Annotated in this window: 10 protein-coding genes; 1 reads left to right on the top strand and 9 read right to left on the bottom strand. The window is 36.7% G+C overall.

Features of this window, described 5'->3' with window-relative positions:
* Window positions 1-7: 7 nt before the first annotated feature.
* From porV to J0M37_05745, 9 genes are all read right to left on the bottom strand, one after another.
* Window positions 8-1,150 carry a type IX secretion system outer membrane channel protein PorV gene (gene porV / locus J0M37_05785; protein MBN8584589.1) on the bottom strand — a complete coding sequence of 381 codons (1,143 nt, stop codon included), beginning with the start codon at window positions 1,148-1,150 and terminating at the stop codon, window positions 8-10.
* Between the two features lie 39 nt (window positions 1,151-1,189).
* Window positions 1,190-5,356, bottom strand: coding sequence for a type IX secretion system sortase PorU (porU, locus tag J0M37_05780; protein ID MBN8584588.1), 4,167 nt, complete (start codon window positions 5,354-5,356; stop codon window positions 1,190-1,192).
* 244 nt (window positions 5,357-5,600) lie between these two features.
* Window positions 5,601-6,707, bottom strand: coding sequence for a glycosyltransferase family 9 protein (locus J0M37_05775; protein ID MBN8584587.1), 1,107 nt, complete (start codon window positions 6,705-6,707; stop codon window positions 5,601-5,603).
* A 12-nt stretch (window positions 6,708-6,719) separates the two neighbouring features.
* Complete coding sequence (locus J0M37_05770; GenBank protein MBN8584586.1) at window positions 6,720-6,902, bottom strand: hypothetical protein; 183 nt, start codon at window positions 6,900-6,902, stop codon at window positions 6,720-6,722.
* Complete coding sequence (locus J0M37_05765; GenBank protein MBN8584585.1) at window positions 6,903-7,574, bottom strand: deoxynucleoside kinase; 672 nt, start codon at window positions 7,572-7,574, stop codon at window positions 6,903-6,905.
* A complete protein-coding gene (gene folK, locus J0M37_05760; GenBank protein ID MBN8584584.1) occupies window positions 7,555-8,064 on the bottom strand; it encodes a 2-amino-4-hydroxy-6-hydroxymethyldihydropteridine diphosphokinase in 510 nt (169 codons plus the stop codon). Before folK ends, J0M37_05765 begins: the two co-directional genes overlap by 20 nt.
* Window positions 8,065-8,066: 2 nt before the next feature.
* Window positions 8,067-8,456, bottom strand: coding sequence for a dihydroneopterin aldolase (folB, locus tag J0M37_05755; GenBank protein ID MBN8584583.1), 390 nt, complete (start codon window positions 8,454-8,456; stop codon window positions 8,067-8,069).
* A gap of 34 nt (window positions 8,457-8,490) precedes the next feature.
* Window positions 8,491-9,579, bottom strand: coding sequence for a succinate--CoA ligase subunit alpha (sucD, locus tag J0M37_05750; GenBank protein ID MBN8584582.1), 1,089 nt, complete (start codon window positions 9,577-9,579; stop codon window positions 8,491-8,493).
* Window positions 9,580-10,360: 781 nt separating this feature from the next.
* Complete coding sequence (locus J0M37_05745) at window positions 10,361-12,610, bottom strand: T9SS type A sorting domain-containing protein (GenBank protein MBN8584581.1); 2,250 nt, start codon at window positions 12,608-12,610, stop codon at window positions 10,361-10,363.
* Between the two features lie 303 nt (window positions 12,611-12,913).
* Between J0M37_05745 and J0M37_05740 the strand changes: the two genes are divergently transcribed.
* Window positions 12,914-14,395 (top strand): hypothetical protein, encoded by a 1,482-nt coding sequence (locus J0M37_05740; protein MBN8584580.1) that lies wholly within the window; start codon window positions 12,914-12,916, stop codon window positions 14,393-14,395.
* The last annotated feature ends 6 nt before the right edge of the window (window positions 14,396-14,401 follow it).

Genomic DNA, 14,401 nt, shown 5'->3' with positions numbered 1-14,401 from the left:
CATTTAATTATTTCTGGGGTTGTTCTTCAGTTTTCTTTTCTTCAGGCTTTTTTACTGTGGTTTCAGGCTGGCCGAAATTCACAGAAAGTGTGAACCTTAAAGTGTTTGCAAGCGGGTGATTTTCTTCGATCGTGTTTATATAACTGAAATCAAATCCGTACATACTGTACCTTATGCTTGCGCCAAGTGTGATGAACTTTCTTTTACCTCTGTCAGGATCTTCATAAAAGAAGCCGCCTCTTAAACCAATAAGCTTCGGGTTACCGTACCAGTATTCAGCACCAACTGATGACTGGATTGATTTCATTACATTATCAATACCGCCGCCAAATGATGTGAATATTCCTTTATAAACAGGATCAGATTCGCCGTTCTCTCTTCTTTTTACAAGAAGCTTTGCAAAATCAGCGGTTAAAGTTAAGTTATTATATTCGCTCTGATATATATCATAAGCTAAACCTAATCTTAAATTTGTTGGAAGCGGATCAGCCTGGTCATTATCAACATAAGTTACTTTAGGACCAATGTTTGATAAGTTAATTCCAAGGCCAAATTTGTTATTCAGGAACTTCATTTTGGTTTTGGAAGGTCTCCATAACATTGAAAGATCAAAGCTGAGGTCATATGCAGTTCCTGTACCCTGTTCACCTGCAACTGGATCAACAGCAAGCTTACTGTAAATGAACCTTGTAACTACACCTACACCAAGATCTTTGGTAACTTTTGTACCGTAACCTACTGCAAGTGCGCCGTCAAAAGCCTGGTAATTCCCAATTTCATTTCCGAATTCATCTGTCTGAATAATTTTACCGATATTCAGATATGTTATACTTACTCCAAGAGTACCTTTTAATTTTTTCATGTAATATTTACCTGCCAGGTAATCATAAAAAAGATCTGAAAGGCCAAGACCCGGGAGCCATGGAGAATGTGTAATAGAAACCTGGGCGCCTTTCTGAAAACCAAGACCTGCCGGGTTCCAGAACATAGCTGAAGCATCATTTATCATACCTGTGCCGGTTTCACCCATACCTGCGTTAAGCGAGTTGGGTCCGATAAGCAAGAAAGGGACTGCTGATTCACCCTGCGCAAAAACTCTGCCTGATAGCACAACAAGCACTGCCAGCACGCACATTTTGATTTTAAACATTTAAAGATTCCTCCTGATATATATTATTATTAACTATTTCTACTTTAAAACCGCTAATTTTCCGGTATTTGTAACGGATAAACCATCAAAAGATTCTACAACAATCCTGTAAATATAAACACCATTTCCCAATGTTTCACCGTCCTGATCTTTCCCATCCCAATCGATCACTACAAATTTATCGGAAATATTGGGTTTTTCTATCTCTTTTATCAACCTTCCTGCAACTGTGTATACTTTAATTTTAACATTTATATCAGCAGGATAGTTGTGCTGGAATGTAAATGCTGTATTGCTGCTGAACGGATTAGGATAATTATATAAATTTGTGACCTGTAATGTTCCTGATGACGATACATCAAATTCTATAGTAGCTTCTGATGAATTATTATGGGTATCCCAGGCCTTAAGCTTCAGAGAATGTCTTCCGATAGTCAAATTAGCAAAATCGTATTCAATAGAACCTGATTTATAAGTAGTATCGCTGTTATAAAAATTAGTGAGGTCATATTTGTTATTCTCGTTTCCATCAAGAACGGCTTCGAGCTTATGACCAAGTGTACCGGTTGTATTAATTCCAGATTCATCAAAAAGATCAGCGATGAATTTAGAGTTTTCATTAATAACATCCCCGGTTCTGAAATTCCTGTTGTTCATGAACATACTTATTCTCGGACCAACAGAATCTACTTCAGCATTTGGATTAATACCGCCGACTATAAAGTTTCTGTTAATTCCGGCGCCATCAAACTGGTTATTATAGAAATAATTGATCAGTCTGCCAGCCTGGTTTTGGTAAGAAATATCTTTGGGAACAATAAACTCAGCAGTCCACTTACCGTTTTGTACATTTTTGGTACCTGAGTATATTATTCCGCCGTTTAATCTGAAATTCTGAATCAACGGCGGGTTGCAGTCTTCCTGAGTTGCGACATTGCGGTCAACATCATAAATTTTTAATACAAGCTTACCGTTGTAATCTGTCCAAACAGATGAATCCGGCTGAAGTACAGAACCGTAAATTTTTATCCTGCTTAGCGCTTTCATTGTATCACCTGCAAGGCCGCTGATACTATCAATATGTGACCTGAACCTCGGCATTTGTACTCTGATAGTAGGATCACACATCAATATATATTTTGCATCATTTTCAGAATACTGGATCTGGTTCTTGGTGTTAAATATTGCAGTGCCGAATCTTTTCTGTAAAAGCAAAGTATCTCTTGGCAAGTACAAATTGCTGAATACTACATAAAATAATGCAGCATTGCTGGATGCATAAACAGGTCTTGAAGCAGCCATTGTACCTATTGCACCTTTTCGGCTTGCCATCATAAAGAGCTCTCCAGCGCTTACATTCGAAGGATTATCAAACTTGCTCATATCACAGCTTGCTATTGAAACAAACGGATACCTGTTTGTATTATTGATAAGACTCAGAATATTATCTTTTTCAAGAACATATTCATGAGCCCACACATCAGGACTTCCATGACCTGTATAATGTATGTTTAGCACTCCATCAGTCCAGTACTTAGCTATATCACTGTTTACTGAGGGTTTTCTTCTTCCCTGCGGCGTAATAACTGTAGGATATGTAGCCAAATAAGTCTTGATCTTATCTATAAATGGAGGTGAATACTGCTCAGCTAGAGCTTCACATTGTGAAAGATGAAAAATTCCTTCACATCCAGGTGCAGTTGTTTTTTCATCATCAGCCACAAACATCATCCTGTTTTTCCAGTATCCGTTATTTTCACCGTTTTCATAAGCATCTATTTTATCTATATAACCATTCGCATCAACAAGTGAATTTGCCGGTATTCTGCCAATTGCAAGATCGGGCTTATCGATAAGATTGCTTCCTCCAACTACATTAACAAAAAAGTCATCCGTGGTTAATCCAAGCACCTGGTGTATCACCGGACTTGTCAGCTCCCAGGCAGGAACATAATTACCGCCCTGGGTTTTAATGTTTTTATAATCAAAGCCGCCATCGCCTAAAAGGCAGACAAAAGCGGGCTTGGTTGACCAGCTATCATATGCAAACTTGATAAAATCTCTGATAGCCACAGCATCCAGAACACCGCCAGAAAATTCATTATATATCTGTTCGGTGGTTACAACCATTGTTTTCAGATAATCAGGGTTACCCGGACCGCCCTGCTCTCTTTTGGTTTTGATTCTATCGGCGGCAGAAATAAAATCTTTATGTGTAATGATAATATAACTTGCACCGTCAGATATTCCGTGCAAATTCTGATTTGATACCCTGGAAGAAATTGATGTGGGTGTTTTATACCCGTTTTGACCTACTACAAAATACCTGCTAACGTTGCCGCCGTTCTCAGTTTTCTGGAAACGAACGCTGTTATTATTGATCGAAATAGGCTGTATCATTTTTACATCACTGTGCGCAGTAGCATCAAAAACCCTAATATTTCCGTTTGAAAATGTTGATACGTTATATTCAACTACAGCAAAAGTATCAGGTGAATTAAACCTGAGAAAATCTCCGGTTACAGAATTAAATCTGCGGTTATACAATATTTCGTACCAGTCAAGATATCCTTCTGCTTCGCCGTTGGTGGCATAGAAAGTTGATCTTAATTTAACCTGTTCACCGTTTGTTTTTTGGGACTGGTTTACCACAAAAGTTCTGGTATCAGTGGATATCCATTCATTAAAACCTGCTACAACACAGCTTAAAGGTAGTAAATATTCGGACATATTTGAAAATTCATCTCTTACCTGGAAGTAACCTGTATTGGGGCAAAGCACCCTCATAGCCGGTTTAATTCTGTAGAAAATATCAGAACCCCCTTCAAGACCGGTAAGTGTGGTATTCCATTCAAATGACTGTCCGGGTCTTTTACTGAAACTGAGCCAAAGGTTACCTTCACTGATGAGGTTTTCTTCATCTGGCTCGGTGTAGATCTTTTCAGTAAATGATGAAGGTACAATTGCAGAACCGCTGTTTTCAGATGGTGTGAGCACCATTCTTTTTCCGTTGTTGGGTGTGTTGAATGCTATCCAGTAATAATTGGAGCGTGAATAATAATTTACCATATGATTATAGGTATTATTCACTGAATCATACTTCCAGTTATTTATTGATCTTCCGTACAGCAGGATATAATCTTCATTATTAAAAACACCGTCGTTTTCGCCTTCTATATATACAGCATTTTCTACAAGGTCCTGCGGTCTTCCTTCGGTAAGCCTTTCATCAAGAAGGTCTCCGCCGTTACCGTAGATCTTGATGGTTCTTGGGTCTATACCTGAAAGATTTATACCCGCACCTTCAAGGAAACTTTTGGTTATTTTATAAATTCCTTCGCTGTTTCCTTCGTTGTTATCTTTTATTTCAATTTTATACCAGTCACCCGCGGAAAGAACACTATTGGTAACTAACCTGTCTTTGAATGCTGATCTGTATTTAGGATTCACCCATGAAGCTGCGCTGCTGTAATTAATACCGCTTCCTGAGAGCAATGATACTTCTTCTTTGCTTCTAGGGCGGTTTAGTGGAACCGGTGACTCGCCAAAAGTAACCCTGATCCTTATCCTGGAATAAAATTTTAATGATCTTGTTACAGGGTTAAACTGGAACGGGTAAATCACAACATTCCCTGTTACAGCATCCCTTAAAGGACCAACGGAAGTTAAGCTGACAAAACTTTCGGGTAAAAATTTGTTCTGTGAATATTCAGCAGATTTGTTATACTGGTAATAAATATTTTCGAAGCTGCGAATATTGGGATTGAATAATGCTACCTGGGGAACAGGCGCAATATTTACATTTTGTTCTTCCTTAACATCATAATCTATAACCTGAACCGTATTTCCGTTTTCTGAAGGCATAAAAACCGAAAAGCTTCTGTATTTGAGATCAGGACTGCCGCCCATTGTAATTGGCTTATCGAGTCCGTACTGAAATTCATAAACTGAAAAATTCTCTCCGTTAACGCTCAGTTTTTGAGTGTTTACGGCAGCAGGGTAATATTCAAACTCAATGTAATTTGAATTTGAAGCAATTATTTTATAATCCTGAGATACTTCACCAAAAAGGTAGCTGTTCATATCAGGATTTTTCTTATCGTTAACAGATGAGGGTACGTTCTGAAAGATATCGTTACCCTGCGCAAAAAGGTTTGCGCCTGTTAAAACCAATAAAGCAATCAGGGAATTTTTGAATGATCTCATTCTGGTATTATTAAATTTTTAAAATAAAAAAACCGAAATTGAATAAATAGTTCAATTCGGCTTTATAAAATCCTCTATATAAAAAATTGCTAGCGGTATCCGTATTATAAAACCGAAATTAAAACCTCTAACAATTATTCTATATTTTTTACCCTCTTTTAAGGCAATATATATTGCCAACAAAGAAATGTCAAGACAAAATGTCTCCTAAAAACAGCCGAAAATGATTAAAAATCATATATATCTAAACACTTAAACAGCCAATACCGGTTTCAAAAACATCTGAAATTTCAATATTTTCTATTTTACCCCCCTGTGCCTGAATTGACGCTTTATTCACCCCCAAAGGTCCCCATTCATAAGCTTTTGTAGGGCCAAATAAGCCAATTACCGGAATTTTAAATCCGGAAGCAAGATGCATAATGCCTGTATCATTTGAAATAAAAAGCGCAGTTTTGCTGATATTTGCTGCATTATACATTAATTTACCGCAATATTTACTGTATTTTATCCCGGGGTATTTAGTTTTCAGGATATTTTCTAGGTTTTCCACATATTTTTTATCTGCCGGACCCTCTGATATATAAAAATATACATTAAGCTTTTTATTAAATAAATTCATCAATTCAGCAAATTTTTCCTGCGGCCAAACATTCCCCTCTTTCGCGGCTCCCGGATGAATACCTATTACTGATTTTTGGGGATCTGAAAAATTTTCAGCATAAAATTGAGCAGAAAAATCAATTTGATCCTGATTAAGCGAAAGATTTATGAATTTTTCAGCCGGTTCAATACCAATTTGCTTAATAACATCCAGGTTTCTGTTCACCTGGTGTACTTTTTTAGAATCCCACAAAAAATCTTTTTTAATATTTAATATATAGCCTATCTTGTTAGGAATGTAATCTTTTGACCTTACGCCAACTCGGTATTGTGCTTTGGAATAATATGCAAGCAGGTGATTTGTCGCTGAAAAAATCACGGATGACGGAACAATAGCCAGATCAGGTGAGAAATTAGTCAGCAGCTTCACAGTATCAACAAATTTTTCAAAACCATGTTCATAATGTATCACGTTATTAACCGGCGGGCTGCTGCAGTTTTCAAAGATCTCAGAAAAACCTGCGGAACGTTTTGAAACAAGGGTAATTTGAGCTTCAGGAAAAAACTTACGGACTGAAAACATCATGGGGAGTGAACATAGCATATCACCAAGCTGGTGACGGACTATAATTATTATCTTATTTATTTTACCCAGATCATCCTTTGTAAGAGTTATATCTTTTTCAAGAACAAAACCTTTAAAAACCTTTAGCGCGGAGTCGCCCAGAATTTTTTCTATCTTGCTCAAGTCAATACGGAATTAATCTTTTTTCACTTCACGAAATTCAGCATCCTGTATCATATTCACATCGTAAGTCTTCTTCTGCCTGCTGTTATTTTCAGCTTTCTTTTTAATTTCATTTGCGGCAGAAACATTTTTAAGAACTCTCCTTATAAAAATGAAAGCCAGATAAAGCAATATTGCAAGAATTACATATTTCATTTACTGGGCAGCTTTCCTTAATGAAGGGTTATAGTATTTTACAGCAGAAAGATCTGATTTGAAAATTTCATTAACCAGCTCATCAAAATCTGCCGGGTTGTTGACAAAATCAGTTTCTTCGCAGTTCACTATCATAATTTTTGTAGCTTTATACCTGGAAAAGAAATAATTATACGCCTCATTAAGGCTGCTTATATAATCTTCACTTATTTCTTTTTCAATTTCCCTGCTTCTTTTCCTGATGTTTGCCATCAGTCTTTCTACCGATGACTGAAGATAAATAACAAGATCAGGCACAACAATTCCTTTATCAAGTCCGGTTACAACATGTTCATAAATCTTCAGTTCGTCATCACTCAGGTTCAGGTAAGCGAAGATCTTATCTTTTTCAAAGATATAGTCGCTTATTACAAAATTCTGGAAAAGCTCTTTTTGATGCACATCCTGAAGCTGCGTATATCTTTCAAGCAAAAAGAACATCTGTGTTCTGAAAGCATAATCTTCGGGTTTAATATAAAATTTTTCAAGGAAAGGGTTATCTTCGAAATTTTCGAGTATCAGCTTAGCATTAAGCCTGGTAGCAAGCATCTGAGCAATAGATGTTTTACCGGCTCCAATAACGCCTTCAACTGCAATATAGCTTAAACCGGAATTATTGTAGTTGCCTGTCAAATGAATTGATCTTTCTTACTTTACAAAAATCTTTGCTGTTTTTATACAGGTTCAAAATTTTCCGTTTTGAAACCGGGTGAACATAGCAGGGTATAATATCAACAAGCGGTTTCAGAACAAAATTCCTTAACGGGATAAATGGATGCGGAATCAGCAGCTTTTGGGTTCTTATAACCCTGCTGCCAAAGAACAGGATATCAATATCAAGCTCCCTGGCATGCCATTTTTGATTTTTTTTCCTGCCTGCTTTTTTTTCGGTAACTTTAACAAGCTTCAGTAATTCAGCCGGTGAAAGCCTGCATAAAAAAACAGCAGCGCTGTTATAAAAGCTTTTTTGTTTTTTAAAACCCCAGGGTTCAGTTTCATACAGATCTGAAACCTTCAGCAGGTTCATATTTTTATTCAACGAAAGGGCTTTTATCGCTAACCTTATATTCTTAAGCCTGTTACCTTTATTTGAACCGAAGCCAAGTACAACAAACTCACCCATTGCTATGCCGGTCCGAGTTTTTCTGAGAGCCTGTATTCAGTATGTTCAACTTCCACATACTCTGTAAGACCGCCAAGAGGAGGTGAAGGCTTCCGTACTTTAATAGTAACTTTCTGTACAACTTGAAAGTTACTTATTATCTTAAGCGCTATTCTGTATGCCAGCGCTTCAATTAAAAAGAACTTTTCACCGGAAACGACTTCTTTTATAAAAGTGTAAGCTTTTTCATAATCCAGTGTTTTTTTAAGATTATCTTCTGCTTCCGCTTCTGTTACATCGCATGTCATTTCAGCGTCTATTTCAAATAATCCTCCGCTCATTCTTTCTGTATCAAGCACACCATGATGAGCATAAAACCTGGCATTTTTAATACGAATGATAGTGTAATTCATTTTTACCTCCGGAAAATTATCGAAAACTTATAATCTATTTCTTTTTCTTCTTAAGCTGTTTTTTAGCTTTTGGCTTTGAGCTTTTGGAAACTTTATTTTTCTTAACCGGCTTTTTCTTAGTTGTTACTGCAGTTGATCTTTTCTTTGCTGCAGCTTTTGGTTTTGATGATTTAGGTTTGGATTTTTTCCCGGTCTTTTTAGCAGATGGTTTGGTTTTAGCCTTTTTTGCTTTGGCTTCATCTAGCGCTAACTTTACCATTGCACCCATTTCTGCGGGTGATTCTGCGACATAAATTCCCGCGTCGCGCATAGCTTTGATCTTATCTTCAGCGGTACCTTTACCTCCCGCGATTATAGCGCCTGCATGACCCATTCTTCTTCCGGGGGGCGCTGTTCTGCCGGCAATAAATCCAACAACAGGCTTAGTCATATATTTCTTAACATATTCAGCGCAGGTTTCTTCAGCATTTCCGCCTATTTCACCAATCATAATAACAGCATCAGTATCTTTATCTTCGTTGAAAAGTTTCATTGCGTCTATAAAGTTTGTACCGATTATCGGGTCACCGCCGATACCGATACATGTTGATTGTCCAAGACCTAAAGCAGTAAGCTGAGCAACTGCTTCATATGTCAGTGTTCCGCTTCTGGAGATGAGACCCACTCTGCCGGGTAAATGAATGAAGCCGGGCATTATACCGATCTTGCAGAATCCCGGAGTAATTATGCCGGGGCAGTTCGGACCTATCATTCTGATATTTCTGCCTGCCTTATTCAGATCTTCGAGATAATTTTTTGCAGTTATCATATCTTTGGTAGGGATACCTTCGGTAATGGTAACAATAACATCCACACCTGAATCGGCAGCTTCAAGTATTGCATCAAGCGCAAACGGTGGCGGTACAAATATTACTGAAGTATTTGCACCTGCTTTTTCAACAGCTTCTCTGCAGGTATTAAATATCGGCACTTTATCATCAAACATTGTACCGCCTTTACCTGGTGTAACACCTGCAACAACATTTGTACCGTATTCTATAATTTGTCTTGTATGGAATGAACCTTCGGAGCCGGTAATACCCTGCACCATTAATTTTGTGTTTTTACCTACTAAAACGCTCATTATAATATGCTTTCTATATTAAATATTTGTTATTTATTGCGGGAAGTCCAAAAATAAGGATTAAATTTTTATGAAAAAATACCAGAGAATTGCATAAAAAAATGAAAAACAGGGTGCATTCCCTGCTTTCCAGGCTTATTAAAAGAATAAATGGAATAATTATCCGGACCCCATAATCAGGTTAATACAAAAATTTTTTGAAGCTCAGGATAATTAATGGTTCAGCAGAAACCACTCAACATCGCTGGTTCATTTTCTTTTTTTGGTTGGAGGTTTACAAAAGCAGTTTTATTTGAGAGGTTACATTGTGTAACCTGAACTAAGATTTCCTGAACGACTGATTGTTTCTTTTATAATTTCTTTACCGAATATTTCTTTTGCTTGATAGTATGATTAATCAAAAAATAAATATAATGATACCCTTATAACAACAACACAGATTAAGACAATTGCCTGAACATATAATATTTTAATTTCCTTCACTTAATTGTTTAATTACTTAATCCATAATTTTCACATTGTTTCCCTTCTGCAGACCATAGAAAATCTGCAGAAGGTACTTCAACGCCGAATACGATCAACAATGGAGAACATTCGCCAATAGTATTCCAATAACTACGATACCCTTTATTTGCCAGTATAAAATAGCCATACCATAACACAGCTTTGTTTAATTTTTATCAGTGTGGATTCCCCTGCCTGCGAAATTCATCCCTGAAAGGCATGCTCTGTTGAACATTATTTCTGAATTTTTTTCTTCGGTTCTTAACATGTGGCCGGATTATTTTATCAGAATCATTTTTTTAACATCACTGTATCCATCTGATTCCATTTTATAGAAATATGTACCGCTCGAAAGTAACGAGGCATCAATATCAATTTTGTAATTACCGGCTTGCAGATTTTGATTTACAAGAAACATCACTTCTTTTCCAAGTATATCAAAAACTTTCAGTTTTACTTTTGATTCTTTAGGTACTGAAAATTCAACTGTAGTAACGGGGTTAAAAGGGTTTGGATAGTTTTGTTTAAGGTTAAATTTTTCCGGTAAGTTACCCGTAACGGGTTGCACACCTGTAACTGTATTATTTATTCTCAATCCCCACCCCAAAAGTTTGCCTTCAGGCTGTCCGGTTGTGTTTTGTACACTCAGTACCCAGTTTCCCTGCGGCGATGTGAGTCCGAACAGATTAAAAGCCTGGAATGGCGCTGCCAGATATGACCATGGAGCATTAAAAGAGCTTAAAGCAGTATTTCCGTCCTTAAAAAATGTTAAGATCCCGTTTCCCTGTCCGCCGTTTATACTCACCAATGATCGTTCCTGTCCGTTGGGAGCTTTGAGCTTAGCAATAATTCCAGAGACACTGGGCTGCTGAACTGAAAGAAAAACCTCAATATCATTTAAATTCGCATTTCCGGGAATAAATATTGTGTCATAAACTGTTGTTCCTGCCGGAATAGTCTTATCGGGCACTTTTAAAGAAAATCCGCCCGGGAAGGGATTTGAAGGATTTTCTTTCCTGTTTATTGTGGTTGGATGTGCATCGAAAACATCTGAAATGGGTCCGGTGGTTGTTTCATTTAGGTATCCGCTGAATCGGCAAGTATTTGCTGCGCCAGTATTGAAAGTTCCGTTAATTCCGGCATTAGATGAAATATTATTTAAGTTACCTTCAAAATCCCATGAAGCAACAAGCGGCCCGATTAGAGTTTGTGACCTGGTTGAATTGAACATATTTGCTTTTATTTCAATTTGTGTCATTTCTCTTGACCAAATTCTCAAGTCATCCATATATCCGTTAAAGTTATTATTAGCATCCCACTGCAGATTACCAATTCTTACAGGATCATTGTTAATTGGAATTGAAGTTGCAAGCAGCTGCTCACTATTAAATTTTCCGTTGATATAGAATTTTAAAGAATAATTTCCACCGCCTGCTCCGGACCATGTAACAGCGACATGAGACCACTTCTGAAACGGGACAATACCTGAAAAATTAGATATATTCCCTAATTGAAGGCTTAAGAGTCCGTTACCCTGAATGTAGAGCCTGAAAGTGGTATTTGCGACACTGGATCCTTTAGAAATAATTGTATATCCTCCCGGAGGATTACAGTATACCCAGGCTTCGATCGTACCGCCGCCTGTAAGATTAAATGCACTGTTGTTAGGCACTCTGACATGACTATTGATATTTCCCGGAAAATACATGGAAAGGTTATACGGAATAGGCTGCCCGGGAATGTTTGTAAACTGTACAGCAGTACCTCCCCGGAAAAACCCCACCAAATTATTTATATCTTCGTAAACCAGCCCCCCCAGATTGAATGTCCATGAAGCCAGCAGGTACTTGTAATCTTCGTTTGTTGTAAGCGCAGCGCTTTGGTTTGCTGCAGGGCCGTCTCCTACACCGATAAACCTTGTTCTTGCTATTTCTGAAACAGAGCGCGCAGCGTTCCATAGCCTGACTTCATCAATATAGCCGTTAAGAAATGTACTTGGTAACAGCCTGCTGCAGCCTATGGTTAATGAATCGGTGTTATTGCTCCAAGTTGATGCAAGCGACTGCCCCCCGTTTGAAAGGCCATCAATTGTAAATGTGACCAATGAGTTTGGGCTGCTTTGCAGCCAAGAAGCTGAAACATGAACCCACCTGTTAAGCGGTACTGCATCATTAGATGAGAAGAGTGTTCCGTTCGTGTTAAGAAACAGCTTATGATTAATACCGTTACTTCCAACCCCAAAATAAAATGTATTGCCTTTTTGTACAATACATGAAGTAGATTCATTATACGCTGTTAAATAAATCCAGGCTTCAACTGATCCGGTAATTGCCGGATTCAGCAAAGTATTATGCGGAATTGCACAGTACCTTCCTACTCCGCCAAGATTGCCAAGTATCCCGTTATTTGAACCTGAGCCGTAACTATCCCCGGTAAGCGGCATCACGGGATTGGTATCCTGCGAAAAAGAAATCTTTATTGTAATGATCATAAATATGACCGCAACAGCAACTTTCAACGTTTTCATTTTTACTCCTTTTAAATGTTCTGTGGTTAATAGAATACAATTACAACATCCCCATTATTTTTCAAACTTTTAAAAAAATTTCATGAACACATTAACTGCTGCAGCTAATGAGCAAATAAATGAAATTTTATTAAATGTAATACCGCAAATCTACACTTGATTTAAAATTATTCAAAAGGATGTTTTATGAGTTTGTGAAAACCATAAAATGCAGATAATTATTCATTTTTCTTGAAAATTTTTAATTTTTTGCTGTTTTTTTAATTCCTGATATATTAAATTGTGAAAAAATTTTACCTCTAAATGATACAAAGTAAAGCAATTGATGTAGTAAAAAGCTTCAGTAAGAAGGAAATTTCCGAATTTTCTAAATATCTAGATTCCCCGTTTCTTAATTCGAATAAAAACCTTGTAAAGCTCTTTTCAGGTTTAAAAAAATTCTACCCGTTTTTTGACAGTAGTAAACTGACAAAAGAAACTTTATATAGAACCGTATACCCAGGCAAACAATTTGATGACAGAAAACTAAGAAAATTATTCTCTGACCTATATAAAGAAACAGAAAGATTCATAGTGATTTCAGCCGCCGATAAGAATGAAATTGTATTCAACAAACTTCTGCTTGATGAATTTGACAGCAGAAAAATTGATAACCTGTTCATTTCAAAAATAGAACAATACAACCTATATCTGGATGATACATATTATAATACCGATAACCTTCATTACGATTATTTCCTGGAAAAGCATCTGGCTGAATGGAAAAAAGTAATGTTCCATCTTGAAAGGGGTATGCAGCAAAAAATAGCTTTGAATATTTACAAAAGAACAGAATACTTAATATTTTATTTTTTATCTGATCTTTTTCTTTCATTCCAGGATAACCTTTCAAACAAGAGCAGATTTAATACAAGAGCCAATGTTGATCTTGGCAGCGAGTTTCTGAAGAACTTCAATATCAACGCCATGTTTGAATATATATTGAAAAATGACTTCGCCTCTAAAAACGTGCTCAATGCATATTACCTGGCTTTTTTGGCATTCAGAAACTTTGAAAATGAAAAATATTACTATGATTTTAAGGAGTATGTTGTAAAAAACATCGGTCAGTTTAATGAAGGAACGAAAAGGACAGTTGTAATAAATCTGATCAATTATTGTGCAAGAAAAAAAGGGTTATCTAAAGAGAGGAAGATCAGGCAGGAGTTAAACGATAATTACGGACTATATATCAGTCAAAGACTTTACCGTTTAAGCGGTGAAAATTATTTCAGAAGTGACATATTCCTCAATATAATTTCGAATTATTTTGAACTTGGAAAAGTTAAGGAGTCATCGGAGTTTCTGGAAAACAACATTGATGTTATTCAGCCTTCCCATAGAAAGAACATTAAAGCACTTTGCAGGTCTTTGATAGAGTTTGAAAAAGGGAATTTCGGGCAATCTTTAAGAGAGTCTTCTATGATCAAGACTAATTACTATTTATACAAATACCGGATAAAATACCTGAATTTAAAGAATCACTATGAGCTTAAAAACTACGATATAGCAAAAGAATCGCTGAATTCATTCAGAAAATATATTATCAATGATGAAAACCTAACAGACATTCTGAGATCTAAAACCAATGAATTTGTGAACAATTATAATATTTTATGGAAGTATTATGAAAAAAGGCCACCTGAAGCCGATATAAAGAAAGCTGTTAAATGTTTGGAAGAAATTTCCCCGATCCCTGAATCGAAATGGTTAATATGCAAATTTAAAGAACTTCTTAAAAAATGACAATAA

This window comes from Ignavibacteria bacterium (assembly GCA_017303675.1).
Lineage (GTDB): Bacteria > Bacteroidota > Ignavibacteria > Tepidaquicellales > OLB5 > OLB5.
Note: the sequence above shows the minus strand (reverse complement) of the source record. Positions and strands in the feature narration are given on the sequence as shown.